We start from the raw sequence: 16,266 nt of genomic DNA, 5'->3' as shown, positions 1-16,266 counted from the left end.
GAACGTCGACCGTCCCACGCGTCCCTTGAACGTCGACCGTCCCACGCGTCCCTCCCAAGATCCGCCCGGCGGGCGGCCGGGGTCAGGCTTCGAGTTCGCGGACCGCCGCCGCGAACGCGTCACCGCGCTGGTTGTAGTTGGTGAACATGTCCATGGAGGCACAGGCCGGGGCCAGCAGCACCGTGTCGCCGGGCTGAGCGAGCCGCCTCGCCTCCGTCACCGCCTGGAGCATCGCCCCAGTGTCGGTCCGGTCGAGGTCGACCACGGGTACTTCCGGGGCGTGTCGCGCGAGGGCGTCGCGGATCAGCGCCCGGTCGACGCCGATCAGAACGGCACCGCGAAGTCGTTTTGCCGACTTGGCGACCAGTTCCTCGAAGGTCGCGCCCTTCGCCAGACCACCCGCAATCCATACAATCGACTCATATGCCGCCAACGAGGCTTCCGCGGCATGGGTGTTGGTCGCCTTGGAGTCGTCCACGTACGCGACGCCGTCGAGGTCGGCAACGTGCTCGATGCGGTGCGCGTCCGGGCGGAAGGCCTTGAGGCCGTCCCGTACGGCCTGGGCGGGCACCCCGAAGGCGCGCGCGAGGGCCGCCGCGGCAAGGGCGTTGGCGATGTTGTGCGGGGCCGGCGGGTCGATGTCGGAGACCTCGGCCAGCTCCTGGGCGTTCTTCTGCCGGTTCTCCACGAAGGCGCGGTCGACCAGGATGCCGTCAACGACGCCGAGTTGGGAGGGCGCGGGGCTGCCGAGGGTGAAGCCGATGGCCCGGCAGCCCTCCTCGACGTCGGCCTCGCGCACCAGCTCCTCGGTGAGCTTGTCGGCCACGTTGTAGACGCAGGCGACGCGATTGCCTTCGTAGATACGGCCCTTGTCCCTGGCGTACGCCTCCATGGAGCCGTGCCAGTCGAGGTGGTCCGGGGCAAGGTTGAGGACGGCTGCCGAGTGGGCGCGCAGCGAGGGCGCCCAGTGCAGCTGGTAGCTGGACAGCTCCACGGCGAGGACGTCGTACTCCTCGTCCCCGAGCACGACGTCCAGCAGGGAGACGCCGATGTTGCCGACGGCGGCCGTGCGCAGGCCCGCGGCCTTCAGGATGGACGCGAGCATCTGCACGGTCGTGGTCTTGCCGTTGGTGCCCGTGACGGCCAGCCAGGGCGCGGCGTCGGGGCCGCGCAGGCGCCAGGCGAGCTCGACGTCGCCCCAGACCGGCACGCCCGCTTCGGCCGCCGCCAGGAACAGCGGCTTGTCGGGCTTCCAGCCCGGCGCGGTGACGATCAGCTCGGTGCTCTCCGGCAGGGTCGCCCCGTCGCCGAGGCGCACGGTGATGCCGAGCGCCTCGAGCTCCGCGGCCTGCTCACGCGCGCGTGCGTCGTCGCCGTCGTTGACGACCGTGACGACCGCCCCGCGCGCGTGCAGCACCTTGGCCGCCGGGACGCCGGAGACACCGAGCCCGGCGACGGTGACGTGCTTGCCCTGGAAGTCGTAGAGCTCCGAGGTGGAGGTCACTTTTCCGCTGCCCATCCTGCATAGAAGAGGCCAAGTCCGACAATCACACAGATTCCCTGAATGATCCAGAATCGGACCACCACCAGGACTTCGGACCAGCCCTTGAGTTCGAAGTGGTGCTGGAGTGGTGCCATCCGGAAGACGCGCTTGCCGGTGAGCCGGAAGGAGCCGACCTGGATGACGACCGACATGGTGATGAGGACGAACAGACCGCCCATGATGGCCACCAGCAGCTCCGTGCGGGAGAGGATGGCCAGACCGGTGAGGACGCCGCCGAGCGCGAGCGAACCGGTGTCACCCATGAAGATCTTCGCCGGCGAGGTGTTCCACCACAGGAAGCCCAGGCAGGCGCCCATCAGCGCGGAGGCGACCACGGCGAGATCGAGCGGGTCGCGCACCTCGTAGCAGGCGGCCGGGTTCGTCAGGGTCTGCGCGTTGGCGCAGGACTCCTGGAACTGCCAGACGCCGATGAACGTGTAGGCGCCGAAGACCAGCACCGAGGCGCCGGTGGCCAGGCCGTCCAGACCGTCGGTGAGGTTCACGCCGTTCGACATCGCGAGGATCATGAACAGCGCCCAGACGACGAACAGCACCGGGCCGATCGTCCAGCCGAAGTCGGTGATGAACGACAGCTTGGTGGAGGCCGGGGTGTTGCCGCGGGCATCGGCGAACATCAGCGACAGCACCGCGAAGGAGATGCCGACGATCAGCTGGCCGGCCATCTTCGCCTTGGCCCGCAGACCCAGCGAACGCCGCTTGACGATCTTGATGTAGTCGTCGAGGAAGCCGACCAGGCCCATGCCGAACATCAGGCCGAGGACCAGGATGCCGGAGTAGGTGGGCGGGTAACCGGTGATGAGCTTGCTCAGGAAGTACGCGGCGATCGTCGCCAGGATGAAGGCGATACCGCCCATGGTCGGCGTACCGCGCTTGCTGGCGTGCTCGCGCGGACCGTCGTCGCGGATGTACTGGCCGTAGCCCTTGCGGGCCAGGAGCTTGATCAGCAGCGGGGTGCCGATCAGCGTCAGGAAGAGGCCAATGACTCCTGAGAACAGGATCTGCTTCATCATCGGGCGGCAACCTCGCCCTCGGCACCGGTCTCGACGAGCGCCTGGGCAACGCCCTCCAGACCCACCGAACGGGACGCCTTCACGAGGACCACGTCCCCCGGGCGCAACTCGCTGCGCAACAGGTCGATCGCCGCCTGTGCGTCGGACACGTGCACCGACTCCTCACCCCACGAACCCTCGTTATATGCGCCCAGTTGCAGCCAGGAGGCCTCAATCCCCCCGACGGCGACGAGCTTGCTGACGTTGAGCCGGACGGCGAGCCGTCCGACGGCGTCGTGCTCGGCGAGCGCCTCGTCCCCCAGCTCGGCCATCTTGCCGAGCACCGCCCACGTGCGGCGCCCCTTGCCCATGGCCGCGAGCGCCCGGAGGGCGGCCCGCATGGACTCGGGGTTGGCGTTGTAGGCGTCGTTGACGATGGTCACGCCGTCCGGGCGCTCGGTGACCTCCATCCGCCAGCGGGAGAGGGAGCCCGCCTCGGAGAGCGCGGTGGCGATCTCTTCCGCGGACATGCCCAGCTCATGGGCGACGGCGGCCGCGGCGAGCGCGTTCGACACGTGATGCTCACCGTACAGGCGCATGGTCACATCGCTTGCACCGGAGGGTGTGAGAAGCCTGAAGGAAGGCTGTCCGCTGTCCGTGAGTCGCACGTTCTCGGCGCGTACGTCCGCTTCGGCCGACTCTCCGAAAAGGACCACCTTCGCCTTGGTACGGGAGGCCATGGCGCGCACCAGCGGGTCGTCGGCGTTGAGGATCGCGGCGCCGTCCTCCGGAAGGCCTTCGACGATCTCGCCCTTGGCCTGCGCGATCTGCTCCCGGCCGCCGAACTCGCCGATGTGGGCGGTGCCGACGTTGAGGACCAGGCCGATCCTCGGGGGCGTGAGGTCGGTGAGGTAGCGGATGTGCCCGATGCCGCGGGCGCCCATCTCCAGCACGAGGAACCGCGTCTCCTCGGTGGCGGACAGGGCGGTCAGCGGCAGCCCGATCTCGTTGTTCAGCGAGCCGGGCGTGAACACGGTCGGCGCCTTGCGCTGGAGCACCTGCGCGATCAGGTCCTTGGTGCTGGTCTTGCCCGCCGAGCCGGTCAGGGCGACGAGGGTCGCGCCGAGCCGGCGTACGACGTGCCGGGCCAGGGCGCCGAGCGCGGTCTGGACGTCGTCGACGACGATCGCGGGCACGCCGACCGGGCGCGACGCCAGTACGGCGACCGCGCCCGCCTCGATCACCTGCGGTGCGTAGTCGTGGCCGTCCACGCGCTCGCCGACGAAGGCGGCGAACAGGCCGCCGGGCACCACCTCGCGGGAGTCCCGGACGACCGGTCCCGTGACCTCGACGGACGGATCCGGTATGTCGTGCGTCTGCCCGCCGACGACTGCTGCGATCTCGGCGAGGGAGAGGGCGATCACAAGTTCATCCCCTGGGTCTTCTGGATTTTCATCCCTGGGTTTTCTGGATGGCTTCGCGGAGCACCTGGCGGTCGTCGAAGGGACGGACCACACCGGCGATGTCCTGGCCCTGCTCGTGCCCCTTGCCCGCGACCAGCACGGTGTCGCCGGCCTGGGCGCGGCCCACGACGGCGGCGATCGCGGCGGCCCGGTCCTCGAACAGGAGCACCTCGCCACGCTCGTGCGCGGGCACGGAGGCGGCGCCCTGGAGCATCGTCGCGAGGATCGCGAGGGGGTCCTCGGAGCGGGGGTTGTCGGAGGTCAGTACGGCCGTGTCGGCGAGCCGGGCCGCGGCGGCACCCATCGGGGCGCGCTTGGTCTGGTCGCGGTCGCCGCCACAGCCGAGGACGATGTGCAGGCGGCCCTTGGTGACCTTGCGCAGCGCCTTGAGCACGGACTCGACGGCGTCGGTCTTGTGGGCGTAGTCGACGACCGCGAGGTAGGGCTGCCCGGCGTCCACGCGCTCCAGGCGGCCGGGGACACCCGGGACGGCGGCGATGCCGTCGGCGGCGGTCTGCGGGTCGAGACCGGCGGCGGCGAGGGCGACAAGGGCGGCGAGGGTGTTCGCCACGTTGAAGGGACCGGCGATCGGCGACTTGGCGTGTACGCGCTCGCCGTTCGGGCCCACGACGGTGAACGTCGAGTCCATGGGGCCGACCTGGACGTCCTCGGCACGCCAGTCGGCGTCGGGGTGGCCCTCGGCGGAGAACGTGACGACCGGGACCGTGGCCTCCTCGGCGAGCCGGCGGCCGTACGCGTCGTCGGCGTTGATCACGCCGAGTCTGCTGCGTTCCGGCGTGAACAGCTGCGCCTTGGCCCGGAAGTAGTCCTCCATGTCGGAGTGGAACTCCATGTGCTCCGGGCTGAGGTTGGTGAACACGGCGATGTCGAAGACACAGCCGTCGACCCGGCCGAGGACCAGGGCGTGGCTGGAGACCTCCATGGCGACGGCCTCGACGCCGCGCTCGCGCATGACGGCGAACAGCGCCTGCAGGTCGGTGGCTTCGGGGGTGGTGCGCTCGGACTTGATGCGCTCGTCGCCGATGCGCATCTCGACGGTGCCGACGAGGCCCGTGGCCTTCGCGGTCCTGAGCCCGCCCTCGACCAGGTAGGCGGTGGTGGTCTTGCCGGAGGTGCCGGTGATGCCGATCTGGAGCAGGTCGCGGCCGGGGTGGCCGTAGATCGTCGCCGCCAGCTCGCCCATCCGTCCGCGCGGGTCGTCGACGACCAGGACCGGCAGTCCGGTCGCGGCGGCACGCTCGGCGCCCGTCGGGTCGGTGAGCACGGCGACCGCGCCGAGGCCGGCGGCCTGGGTGACGAAGTCGGCGCCGTGCAGGCGGGCGCCCGGGAGGGCGGCGTACAGGTCGCCGGGGCGGACGGCGCGCGAGTCGTGGGTGATCCCCGTGACCTCGGCGGCGGCGTCAGGAGCGGCGGCACCCAGCTGATCGGCCAGTTCCGCGAGGGGTGTGGCGGAGACCTGAACCGGTCGCGGCGGTCCCGGATATGTCACGGAAGCGCCCTTCTGGGTGGTTTGGGACTGATCAGCGTGTGGCACGGCGGTGAGCGTACCGGGCGTACCCGCTCCGGAGCGAAGCGAGGGGTTCTCGGCCTCTTGGTTCCCGGCGTCGGGGGTGATCGTTGTCACGAGTCGATTCCTGGTGTTCCGGTGCTGATCAGGGCTTGTAGTCGACGGGCAGGTTCGCGGCCGGCGCACCGGTCGGCGGGACCTGGAGGGTCTTCAGGGCGAACTCCATCACCTGCTTGTAGATGGGACCGCAGATCTGGCCGCCGTAGTAGCTGCCGGAGGTGGCGTTCTGGATGGCGCAGTAGACGGTGATGCGGGGGTTGTCGGCGGGCGCGAAACCGGCGAACGACGACGTGTAGCCGCGGTACCTGCCGGTGGCCGGATCCACGCGGTTGGCCGTGCCGGTCTTGCCGGCGACGTTGTAGCCGGGAATACGGGCCTTGATGCCGGTGCCCTGCTCGTCGTCCACCACGGACTCCAGCATCTGCGCGAGAGTCCTGGCCGTCCTCTCGCTGACGACCCGGGTCTGCCTTGGCTTGTGCGCGGGTGTGAAGCGCCCGTCGGCCCCCTTGGTGCCGCGCACCAGGGTCGGCTCGATCCGGACCCCGCCGTTGGCGATGGTCGAGTACACGGAGGCGGCCTGTACGGCGTTGATGGAGAAGCCCTGGCCGAAAGGAATCGTGTACTGCTGCGAGGTGGACCACTTCTGGTACGGCGCGAGGATGCCGCGGGTCTCGCCGGGGAAACCGAGCCCGGTGTAGCTGCCGATGCCGAACTTGCGCAGGTACGAGTAGAGCACCTTGTCGGCCTCGGACTGCGTCCTGCCGAGCTGGCCGGTGGCCAGGATGGTGCCGATGTTGCTGGACTTGGCGAGGACGCCGTTCAGCGTGAGGTACCAGGTGTCGTGGTCGACGTCGTCCTGGAAGAGCCGGTCGCCGCGGTGCAGCCGGTTGGGTACGACGACGTGGGTGAGCGGGGTCGCCGCGTTCTCCTGGAGCACGGCCGCCATGGACATCAGCTTGGCGGTGGAGCCGGGCTCGTACGCGTCCTGGAGGGCCGCGTTGCCCAGGGCCTCGCCGTCGGCCTTCGACAGGTCGTTGGGGTCAAAACCGGGCGAGTTGGCCATGGCCAGGATCTGCCCGGTGCGGGTGTCCTGGACGACGACGTAGCCGCGGTCGGCCCTGGACTTCGCCACCTGCTCGGTGATGGCGTTCTGCGCGGCCCACTGGATGTCGCGGTCGATGGTCAGCTCGACGTCGGAACCGGGCACGGCGGGCGTCTCCGTCGATCCCGCCGTGGGCACCTCACGCCCGCCGGACTGGGCGTAACGGATCTTGCCGTCCTTCCCGGTGAGCTGCTTGTTCAGCTCCTGCTCGATGCCGCCGCCGCCCTGACCGTCGGCGTTGACCCAGCCCAGTATCCCGGCGGCGAGGTCGCCGTTGGGATACACCCGCTGGCTGCTCGGGTCGGCGAAGACGCCGGCGAGCACGTTGACGGCGGTCTTGTCCGTCTCCGCCTTCTTGGCGAGTGCGCTCTTCAGGTCCTTGATCTGCTTCCAGACCTGCGGGGTCTGCCGGGTGGCGAGCCGGGCGTACCGGGAGTTCGTGTTCTGGGGCCGCAGCTTCTTCACGATGTCGGCCTGGCTCTGCCCGAGGATCGGCGAGAGCAGCGCGGCGGCCTGCTCCGGGCCGTCGCCGATGTTCAGCTGCTTCCTGCTGAACATCGTCGGATCGGCCGTGATGTCGTACGCGTCCTCACTGATGGCGAGGGCCACGCCGTCGCGGTCGGTGATACCCCCGCGCTCGGCGGCCAGCGTGTGCACGACATACCGGTTCTCTTCGGCCCGCGCGGCGTACGCGCTGGCGTCGACGGCCTGCACCTGGAGCAGCCGTACGACGAAGGCGATCAGGACCAGGGTCAGCGTGAGGCTGACCAGGCGCAGCCGGGGCCGCGGGCTGCCGAGCCGGAGCGGCCGCTGGGCCGGCGGCCGGGCACCACTCGGTCGTCGCGCCGGACGCGCACCGGGCCCGGGCTGCCGCCGCACGGCACTGCTCGGCCGCGGCGGTCTGGCCGGCCCGGGCACACGACGGCGCGGTTCCCTGTCGGACACTTCCGTCACCTGCCGGGAGTCGGGGTCGGAATGGGCTGGGACATCGAAAACGGCGCCACGACACCTTCCGGGACGGCGACCGGGGCCGGACGCCGACGCGGCACGAGCCGGACCGCACCGACCCCGGACCGGCGACCGCCCCTTCCGCCACCCGGGCCAAGCGCGCACACCGGCCCGGGCACACGACGGCGCGGTTCCCTGTCGGACACTTCCGTCACCTGCCGGGAGTCGGGGTGGGGGTGGGCTGGGGGAGGGAGGGGGGCGCAGGGACGGCCGAGGCGGGGTCGGAGGCGACGGCAGCGGACTGGGGCTGTCCCTGTAGCGGGGCGGCCGGCGACGGCGTGGCCGGGGCCGGGGTGGCGGGCGCGGCGGGGGTCGGGACGGTGGGCGTGGCTGAGGCCGGGGTGGTGGGCGTGGCCAGGGTCGTGGAGGAGGCCGTTGCCGGGGTCAGGGACTCGGGGGCGACCGGGTCGGTCAGGGCGGCGGACTCCGGGCCGGCGGCGCCCGGGACGCCCTTGATCTTGCCGTCCGAGCCGAGGAAGGCCGGGTCGCCGCCGGGGACCATGCCGAGTTCGTGGGCGCGGCGCTGGAGGGCGTCGGGAGCGGAGTAGGCGTCGATGTCCCGCTGGAGGGCCTGTTCCTCGTCGGTGAGGTTCTTCGTCTGCTTCTGCAGGTCGGCGAGTTTGAACGAGCCTTCGCTGAGCGCGGAGTTGAGCACCAGCAGTCCGATGAGGCCGCCGCCGAGGAGCAGGACGACGAGCAGGACGAACGGGGTGCGGGCGGCCCTGGCACGGCCGGCCGGGAAGAGCCGGGCGAGCCGCGCGGCCCGCCCCCTCAGTACGGGTGTCCTACTCACGGCTCCCCCAGTCGGTCCGGAGGCCCTCGCGGCGCTCCCGGTGAGTTCGGGAATCCAACCGGCCCGTGTCCGTCACTCGGCGTCCTCCCTGATGCGTTCGGCGCCGCGCAGCCTGGCCGGTGCGGCCCGGCGGTTCTCGGCGACCTCTTCCTCGGTGGGAAGTTCGGCACCCCGGGTGAGCAGCTTGAGCCGCGGCTGGTAGCGCTCCGGCACGACCGGGAGGCCGGGCGGCGCGGTGGACGCTGCCCCGGCCGCGAACACCTGCTTGACCAGCCGGTCTTCGAGCGAGTGGTACGACAGCACGGCGATGCGGCCGCCCACGTCGAGGGCCTTCACCGCCGCCGGGATCGCCCGCTCCAGGACGGACAGTTCGCCGTTGACCTCGATGCGCAGCGCCTGGAACGTGCGCTTGGCGGGATTGCCGCCGGTGCGCTTGGCGGCCTGCGGGAGAGCGTCCCGGATCAGCTCGACGAGCCGCGCGCTGTTGCTGAACGGCTCCTTCTCGCGCTCGCGCACGATCGCGGACACGATCCGCTTGGCCTGCTTCTCCTCGCCGTACGCGCGCAGGATCCGCACGAGTTCGCCCGCCGGGTAGGTGTTGAGGACCTCGGCGGCGCTGATGCCGCTCGTCTGGTCCATCCGCATGTCCAGCGGCGCGTCCTGGGCGTAGGCGAAGCCGCGGTCGGCCTCGTCCAGCTGCATGGAGGAGACCCCGAGGTCGAACAGAACGCCCTGCACGCGCGCGATGCGGAGCTTTTGCAGTACTTCGGGCAGCTCGTCGTAGACGGCGTGCACGAGGGTGGCGCGCTCACCGTAGGGCGCCAGCCGCTCGCCCGACAGGCGCAGCGCCTCCTTGTCCCGGTCGAGGCCGATCAGCCGCGCCTCGGGGAACCTCGTCAGCAGCGCCTCGCTGTGTCCGCCGAGGCCGAGAGTGCAGTCGACGACCACCGCTCCCGGGCGCTCCAGGGCGGGCGCCAGCAGGTCCAGGCACCGCTGGAGCATCACCGGGACGTGTCGACTCTGGCTCAAGGGGGCCTCTCATCTTCCGGCGGGCCGTACGCACCGCCGGGTCCCCGCCGGCTCGTGGAGGGTCGGGACTGCCGGCGCCGGAAGCGTCAGCCGGACCGGGAGCGGGAGGAGGCCGAGCCGTACGTACGCGCCGCGCACGTGGGGAGACGGTCCGGGGTGAGCCGGGGTCTCCGGGGGGTTTCACCAGCAGGGAGAGCCGCGTCTCCCGCTTCGCGTCACTTTAGTCCACCCTGTCTCGCGGTCAATCAACCGGCCTGCGCGTCGCCTACCGCATCACGGCAGGCGCCGCAATTCGACGGGATTCACCCGCCCGGGACAGGTTTGTCCTCCCTATGGGATAGCTCACAACAAGCCACGATGACGTTTTTTGTCCCGCTCTCACAGGAGGACGGGACCGGGGGTGACCAGTAACGTCATGAGTATGACGACTTCCGCAGCAGTTCCCACTGGATCCGAAGACGCCATAACGAATGGCGGCACCGTGACGGAACGCCTGGTCGAGGCCAACCAGGCGTACGCCGCCGAATTCACCGACCCCGGGATGGACGCCCGTCCCGTTCTCAAGGTCGCGGTCGTGGCCTGCATGGACGCCCGTCTCGACCTGCACGCCGCGCTCGGCCTGCAGCTCGGCGACTGTCACACCATCCGCAACGCGGGCGGTGTCGTCACCGACGACGTGATCCGCTCCCTGACCATCAGCCAGCGGGCGCTCGGCACCCGCAGCGTCGTGCTCATCCACCACACCGGGTGCGGCATGGAGAGCATCACCGAGGACTTCCGGCACGACCTGGAGATGGAGGTCGGCCAGCGGCCGGCCTGGGCGGTGGAGTCCTTCCGGGACGTCGACCAGGACGTGCGCCAGTCCATGCAGCGCGTGCGTACCTCGCCGTTCCTGGTGCACACCGACGACGTGCGCGGTTTCGTGTTCGACGTACGCACCGGTCTGCTGCGTGAGGTCGACCCGGCCTGACCGGGCACACCGGCCGGCCGCCCCGGAATCATCCCGCCATCGCCGTATCACCGCATCGAAAATACGGTCGAAAAAGATGTAAGACCGACATCGTGCGGGCAGTTGTCCACAGGCGAGTGACACGAATCGGTAACGGCAGCAAGAATGCGGGTGTGGCGTCACGCGGAACTTTTCCCGCGTGGTGTCCGTGTTTCGGGGTGGGCCGGTTTCGCAGGCAGCGTCGGCCCGGAAAGAACGGGCCGAGGAGGGCCGGGTGACGACCTATGACGATCGAGCGAGCCTCACTGATCTGACCGCCACGGTGGAGCGGGTGCGCGGTTCGGTGGAGGGCGTGATCGAGGGCAAGCCCGAGGTCGTACATCTCGCGCTGACCGTGCTGCTCGCCGAGGGCCACCTGCTGATCGAGGACGTCCCCGGGGTGGGCAAGACGATGCTGGCCAAGGCGCTGGCGCGGTCCATCGACTGCTCGGTGCGGCGCATCCAGTTCACGCCCGACCTGCTGCCCTCGGACATCACCGGTGTGTCCATCTGGGACCAGCAGCGCCGGGACTTCGAGTTCAAGCCGGGCGCCATCTTCGCGCAGATCGTGATCGGCGACGAGATCAACCGCGCCTCGCCCAAGACCCAGTCGGCGCTCCTCGAGTCCATGGAGGAGCGGCAGGTCACCATCGACGGGCACACGTACGAACTGCCCAGCCCCTTCATGGTGGTGGCCACGCAGAACCCGGTCGAGATGGAGGGCACCTACCCGCTGCCCGAGGCCCAGCGCGACCGTTTCATGGCCCGCGTCTCCGTCGGTTACCCGAGCGTGGAGGCCGAGCTGCAGATGCTCGACATCCACGGCGGGGTGAGCCCGCTGGAGGACCTGCAGCCGGTGGCGCACGCCCACGAGATCGTGAAACTCGTCGAGGCCGTGCGCACCGTGCACGTCTCCGAGCCGGTCCGGCGGTACGCGGTGGAGCTGGTCGCCGCCACCCGCACCCACCCCGACCTCAGACTCGGCGCCTCCCCGCGCGCGACGCTGCATCTGCTGCGCGCCGCGAAGGCGTCCGCGGCCCTCGCCGGCCGGGAGTACGCGCTGCCGGACGACGTCCAGGCACTCGCCGTCGCCGTCCTCGCGCACCGCCTGCTGCCCACCGCCCAGGCCCAGCTGAACCGCCGTACCGCCGAGCAGGTCGTGCGGGAGATCCTCCAGCACACCCCGGTGCCCGCGGCACCGGGCCCGCACAGCGGCTTCGGCGGCCTCGGACAGGGCGTTCCGGCGTATCCCCAGCAGCCCCCGCGGAGTCTGTGATGAGTGCCGGGGGGACGGGGCAGGCGGAGGCCGACCGCGGGGAGAGCGGCGGTGTTCGTACCGCCCTGGCGGGCCTGACGACCCGCGGTCGCTCCTTCCTGGCGGCCGGGATCGCGGCGGCGATCTGCGCGTACGTGCTGGGCCAGAGCGATCTGCTGCGGGTCGGGCTGCTGCTGGCCGCACTGCCGGTGATCTGCGCGACCGTGGTGTACCGCACGCGCTACCGGGTGGTCGGCACCCGCCGGCTCTCCCCCGCGCGCGTGCCGGCCGGCAGCGAGGCCCGGGTGCATCTGCGGATGGACAACGTCTCCCGGCTGCCCACCGGCCTGCTGATGCTCCAGGACCGCGTGCCGTACGTCCTCGGGCCGCGCCCCAGGTTCGTGCTGGACCGGGTGGAGCCGGGCGGCCACCGCGAGGTCTCCTACCGGGTCCGCTCCGACCTGCGTGGCCGCTATCCGCTGGGCCCGCTGCAGCTGCGGCTGACGGACCCCTTCGGGATGTGCGAACTCACCCGCTCCTTCTCGGCGTTCGACACCCTCACGGTCATCCCGCGCGTGGAGCCGCTCGCCCCGGTCCGCTTCAGCGGTGAGGCCAAGGGCTACGGCGACGGGCGGCAGCGCTCACTGGCCCTGGCCGGCGAGGACGACGTGATCCCGCGCGGCTACCGCTACGGCGACGACCTGCGCCGGGTGCACTGGCGGTCCACCGCGCGCTACGGCGAGCTGATGGTGCGCCGTGAGGAGCAGCCCCGGCGCTCCCGCTGCACCGTCCTGCTGGACACCCGGGGCGGCGCGTTCGAGGGCGCGGGCCCCGACTCGGCCTTCGAGTGGGCCGTCTCCGGTGCCGCCTCGGTGCTGGTGCACATGCTCGAACACGGCTTCTCGGTACGGCTGCTGACCGACAGCGGCAGCGTGGTGCCCGGCGCGGGCGCCGACGGGTTCGCGGGCACCGGCCAGGAGACCGCGGAGGCGGCCGGGCTGATGATGGACACCCTCGCGGTGATCGACCACTCCGACGGCACGGGCCTGTCCCGGGCGTACGACGTGCTGCGCGGCGGCAACGAGGGGCTGCTGATCGCCTTCCTGGGCGACCTGGACGAGGAGCAGGCCGCGACGGTCGCCAAGATGAGCCGGCGCAGCGGCGGTGCCGTCGCCTTCGTGCTGGATCCGGACACCTGGGTACGGGAGGCGACCGATGTGCCGCAGCCGGGCGACCGGCACGCCGAGCGGCTGCGGATGCTGCGCGAGGCGGGCTGGACGGCGCTGAGCGTGCCGCGCGGCGCCGCGCTGAACGGGCTGTGGCAGCAGGCGGACCGGGAGCGCTCGGGCCTGGCCGCAGTCGGCGGGGAGGCGGTGCGATGAGCGGGCGGGCACGACTGGCACTGTGCGCGGCCGCGGCCACGCTGATGGCGTCCAGCGCGCTGCTGCCCCTGGTGGCGGAGCCGACCTGGCTGCTGCAACTGGTCCCGCTGGTGGCCGTGCAGACCGGGGTGGGCGCGGCGGCCCGCCGGGTGCCGCTGGGCCGGCCGCTGACCGTGGCGGCGCAGGCGCTGGTCACCCTGGTGCTGCTGACCCTGGTCTTCGCCCGGGAGCACGCGGTCATCGGGCTGATCCCCGGCCCGGACGCCTTCCGGTACCTGACCGACCTGCTCCAGCAGGGCTCGAACGACGTCAGCGAGTACGCGATACCGGCGCCGCTGACCGACGGCATCAAGCTGATGCTGATCGGTGGCGTGCTGCTGATCGGCTTGCTGGTGGACACGCTCGCGGTGACCTTCCGCAGCGCGGCCCCGGCCGGGCTGCCGCTGCTCGCGCTGTACTCCGTGGCCGCCGGGCTGTCCGACGGCGGGGCCGACTGGCTGTGGTTCCTGGTGGCCGCGGCCGGCTATCTGATGCTGCTGCTGGCGGAGGGCAGGGACCGGCTGGCGCAGTGGGGCCGGGTCTTCGGCGGCGCTCCGCGTTCCCCGGCCTCCCCGGAGGGCGGCGCGGTTGCCCCGGTGCGCACCGGGCGCCGGATCGGCGCGGTCGCGCTCGGTGCGGCCCTGGTGGTGCCGCTCGTCCTGCCCGCGATGCAGGGAGGCCTGCTGGACACCGCCGGCACGGGCGTGGGGGTCGGCGACGGCAACGGCGGCACGATCTCCGCGGTGAACCCGCTGGTGTCGCTGCGCGACAGCCTGAACACGAACAACGACCGCCAGGTGCTGTCTCTCAAGACCAGCACGGACGACATCTCGGACCTGTATCTGCGGATCGTCTCCCTGGACGACTTCGACGGCACCACCTGGAAACCGGCCCAGCGGCACATCGTGGGCGTGCCGACGCAGTTCCCCACGCCCATCGGCCTCGGCGGTGACGTCAAACGCGGCACGGTGACGACCACGGTCACGGCGTCGGACTGGTACGCCCAGGACTGGCTGCCGATGCCGTATCCGCCGAGCGGTGTGAAGATCGGCGGCCGGTGGCGCTACGAGCCCGTCGGTATGACCCTGGTCGGGGACCGCGACCAGACCACGCGTGGCGAGACCTACCAGGTGACCAGCCTGGACGTGCAGCCGACCGCCGAGCAGCTGTCCAGCGCGCCGGAACCGCCGGCGGCCCTGAAGCGCGAGTACACGAAGGTGCCGTCCGCGCTGCCGAAGGTGGTGGCCAAGACCGCCAAGGAGATCACGGCGGGCGCACGCAGCCACTACGAGGAGGCCGTCAAACTCCAGGACTACTTCTCCGTCACGGGCGGCTTCCAGTACGACACCCAGGTCGAGGTCGGCCGCGGCCCCGACGCCATCGCCAACTTCCTGAAGAAGAAGGAGGGCTTCTGCGTCCACTTCTCCTTCGCCATGGCGGCGATGGCCCGCACCCTGGGCATCCCGGCCCGGGTCGCGGTGGGCTTCGCGCCCGGCACCCCGCAGGCCGACGGCACGATCGCGGTGAACCAGAAGGACGCCCACGCCTGGCCCGAGCTGTACTTCGAGGGTGTGGGGTGGACGCGCTTCGAGCCGACCCCGACCCGCGGCACCATGCCGTCGTACACCCAGTCGGACACGCCCGGTACCTCGCTGCCGGACCAGGACCTGCCGTCGCACCAGTCGTCCGCGGCGCCCTCGGCGTCGGCCTCTTCCAGCCAGAGCTGCACGCCCGAGCTGGTCAAGCTGCAGGGCTGCGACACCGCGTCCGCCGCGGCGGCCCCGCACAGCGGCGGCGGTGGCCCGGGCCCGTGGTGGTATCTGCTGATCGGTGTGGCCGCGCTGGTGGTCCTGGCGCTTCCGCTGTCGCCGCTGCTGTGGCGGATGCGGGTGCGCTCGGTGCGGCTCGGCGGGCACGCCCGGACCGAGCAGGGCGCGGCGGCGCACACCCTGGGCGCCTGGCGGGAGTTGACGGACAGCGCCTGGGACCACGGCATCGCGCCGGACGAGTCGCTGACCCCGCGGCGGGCGGCCGCGCGGATCGTCGAGCTGGGTCGGCTGGACCCGGTTACCGGGGCCGCGGTGCACCGGGTCGCGGACGCGGTGGAGCAGGTGCTGTACGCGCCCCGGCCGCGCCCGGTGGCGGGTACGGCGGCGGACGTGCGCCGGTTGATCGAGGGGCTGCGGGGCACGGCGAGTACCGGCACGCGGCTGCGGGCGCTGTTCCTGCCCCGCTCGTCGGTGCGTGTGCTGTGGGCGGTGTCGGCCCGCTGGTCGGCGCTCAGGGCGCGGGTGGCGGGGGCCCGGCCCAACGGTGTGCGCCGGCCGTCGCAGCAGCAGGGCTGAGAGCATGGGTGAGGGGCGACCACCGGCGATGGTCGCCCCTCGTCCGTTGTCTGTCGTCGTCGCCCGCGTCCGCGGAAACGACCGGAGGTCAGTGGCCCTGTTCGTCCCGGCGGCGCTGCCAGCGCTCCTCGATCCGCTCCATCATGGAACGCTTCGGCCGCACCTGGCGACGAACGGCACCCGCCGCGGGCTGCTCGCCCGGCTTCGGGGCCTTGCGCCAGCCGGTGACGGCGAGTACGGCACAGCCCAGCATGACGAGGAAACCCACCACACTGACCCAGATCAGCTGCATGACCATTCCGGTCATGAGGAGCGCGATACCAATGAGGAAGCCCGCAACCGCCTGGTAGACCCGCCGCCGGGTGTACGTCCGCAGCCCGTTTCCCTCAAGCGCTGACGCGAACTTGGGATCTTCGGCGTACAGCGCTCGCTCCATCTGCTCGAGCATGCGCTGCTCGTGCTCCGAGAGCGGCACGGAGTCCTCCTCATCGTGCAGTCGCCGGGGCGACCCGGGGGGTCCCTTCAGGATAGGCAGGGAATCGCCCCCGTGAAACCCGCCCCTCTACGCCAATTGGCCAACCGGAATCCGTCATGGCCGTCCCGGCTCGCTGAGGCTTCCATTCCCCGGCGGCCGACCCGTCATGCCGGGTGGTGTACCTCGATCATACGGCGCAAACCCCTCGATCGGGGGTCTTGTGGCGTACTCCATCCGCCGCCGAGG

Annotated in this window: 12 protein-coding genes; 4 read left to right on the top strand and 8 right to left on the bottom strand. The window is 71.4% G+C overall.

The genetic code is table 11. The features are described 5' to 3' along the window. Positions 1-82 precede the first annotated feature (82 nt). From murD to rsmH, 7 genes are all read right to left on the bottom strand, one after another. Positions 83-1,519 (bottom strand): UDP-N-acetylmuramoyl-L-alanine--D-glutamate ligase, encoded by a 1,437-nt coding sequence (gene murD, locus ACWGJ5_RS23150; RefSeq protein WP_453311578.1) that lies wholly within the window; start codon positions 1,517-1,519, stop codon positions 83-85. Continuing rightward, positions 1,501-2,574, bottom strand: coding sequence for a phospho-N-acetylmuramoyl-pentapeptide-transferase (mraY, locus tag ACWGJ5_RS23145; protein WP_365191056.1), 1,074 nt, complete (start codon positions 2,572-2,574; stop codon positions 1,501-1,503). The genes murD and mraY overlap by 19 nt, the downstream gene beginning before the upstream one ends. Then, positions 2,571-3,977, bottom strand: a complete 1,407-nt coding sequence (locus ACWGJ5_RS23140) for a UDP-N-acetylmuramoyl-tripeptide--D-alanyl-D-alanine ligase (protein ID WP_453311577.1) — start codon at positions 3,975-3,977, stop codon at positions 2,571-2,573. The genes mraY and ACWGJ5_RS23140 overlap by 4 nt, the downstream gene beginning before the upstream one ends. Before the next feature lie 28 nt (positions 3,978-4,005). Further along, on the bottom strand, positions 4,006-5,661 hold the full coding sequence (locus ACWGJ5_RS23135; RefSeq protein ID WP_453311576.1) for a UDP-N-acetylmuramoyl-L-alanyl-D-glutamate--2,6-diaminopimelate ligase: 1,656 nt from the start codon (positions 5,659-5,661) through the stop codon (positions 4,006-4,008). Positions 5,662-5,689: 28 nt separating this feature from the next. Continuing rightward, on the bottom strand, positions 5,690-7,651 hold the full coding sequence (locus ACWGJ5_RS23130; protein WP_453311575.1) for a penicillin-binding transpeptidase domain-containing protein: 1,962 nt from the start codon (positions 7,649-7,651) through the stop codon (positions 5,690-5,692). Positions 7,652-7,865: 214 nt separating this feature from the next. Further along, on the bottom strand, positions 7,866-8,507 hold the full coding sequence (locus tag ACWGJ5_RS23125) for a septum formation initiator family protein (protein WP_453311574.1): 642 nt from the start codon (positions 8,505-8,507) through the stop codon (positions 7,866-7,868). 72 nt (positions 8,508-8,579) lie between these two features. Beyond that, on the bottom strand, positions 8,580-9,536 hold the full coding sequence (gene rsmH, locus ACWGJ5_RS23120; protein WP_453311573.1) for a 16S rRNA (cytosine(1402)-N(4))-methyltransferase RsmH: 957 nt from the start codon (positions 9,534-9,536) through the stop codon (positions 8,580-8,582). A gap of 421 nt (positions 9,537-9,957) precedes the next feature. Here rsmH and ACWGJ5_RS23115 point away from each other — a divergent pair, with 421 nt between their 5' ends. From ACWGJ5_RS23115 to ACWGJ5_RS23100, 4 genes are all read left to right on the top strand, one after another. Further along, positions 9,958-10,506 (top strand): beta-class carbonic anhydrase, encoded by a 549-nt coding sequence (locus tag ACWGJ5_RS23115; RefSeq protein WP_453311572.1) that lies wholly within the window; start codon positions 9,958-9,960, stop codon positions 10,504-10,506. 253 nt (positions 10,507-10,759) lie between these two features. Then, a complete protein-coding gene (locus ACWGJ5_RS23110) occupies positions 10,760-11,800 on the top strand; it encodes an AAA family ATPase (RefSeq protein ID WP_453311571.1) in 1,041 nt (346 codons plus the stop codon). Beyond that, entirely contained in the window at positions 11,800-13,161 is a 1,362-nt protein-coding gene (locus tag ACWGJ5_RS23105) for a DUF58 domain-containing protein (RefSeq protein ID WP_453311570.1), read from the top strand. Before ACWGJ5_RS23110 ends, ACWGJ5_RS23105 begins: the two co-directional genes overlap by 1 nt. Continuing rightward, on the top strand, positions 13,158-15,545 hold the full coding sequence (locus tag ACWGJ5_RS23100) for a transglutaminase TgpA family protein (protein ID WP_453311569.1): 2,388 nt from the start codon (positions 13,158-13,160) through the stop codon (positions 15,543-15,545). Before ACWGJ5_RS23105 ends, ACWGJ5_RS23100 begins: the two co-directional genes overlap by 4 nt. 88 nt (positions 15,546-15,633) lie before the next feature. On the opposite strand, the gene ACWGJ5_RS23095 is transcribed toward ACWGJ5_RS23100, so the two are convergent. After that, positions 15,634-16,020: a DUF3040 domain-containing protein gene (locus ACWGJ5_RS23095; RefSeq protein WP_453311568.1), complete on the bottom strand. Its 387-nt coding sequence runs from the start codon at positions 16,018-16,020 to the stop codon at positions 15,634-15,636. Positions 16,021-16,266: the final 246 nt, after the last annotated feature.

The sequence above is a fragment of the Streptomyces sp. NPDC054783 genome, assembly GCF_053611725.1.
Note: the sequence above shows the minus strand (reverse complement) of the source record. Positions and strands in the feature narration are given on the sequence as shown.

Excerpts from the sequence above, each read along its gene's own strand:
- ACWGJ5_RS23105 (WP_453311570.1), top strand. The coding sequence starts at position 11,800 with ATGAGTGCCGGGGGGACGGGGCAGGCGGAGGCCGACCGCGGGGAGAGC.
- mraY (WP_365191056.1), bottom strand. The coding sequence starts at position 2,574 with ATGATGAAGCAGATCCTGTTCTCAGGAGTCATTGGCCTCTTCCTGACG.
- murD (WP_453311578.1), bottom strand. The coding sequence starts at position 1,519 with ATGGGCAGCGGAAAAGTGACCTCCACCTCGGAGCTCTACGACTTCCAG.
- ACWGJ5_RS23100 (WP_453311569.1), top strand. The coding sequence starts at position 13,158 with ATGAGCGGGCGGGCACGACTGGCACTGTGCGCGGCCGCGGCCACGCTG.
- ACWGJ5_RS23115 (WP_453311572.1), top strand. The coding sequence starts at position 9,958 with ATGACGACTTCCGCAGCAGTTCCCACTGGATCCGAAGACGCCATAACG.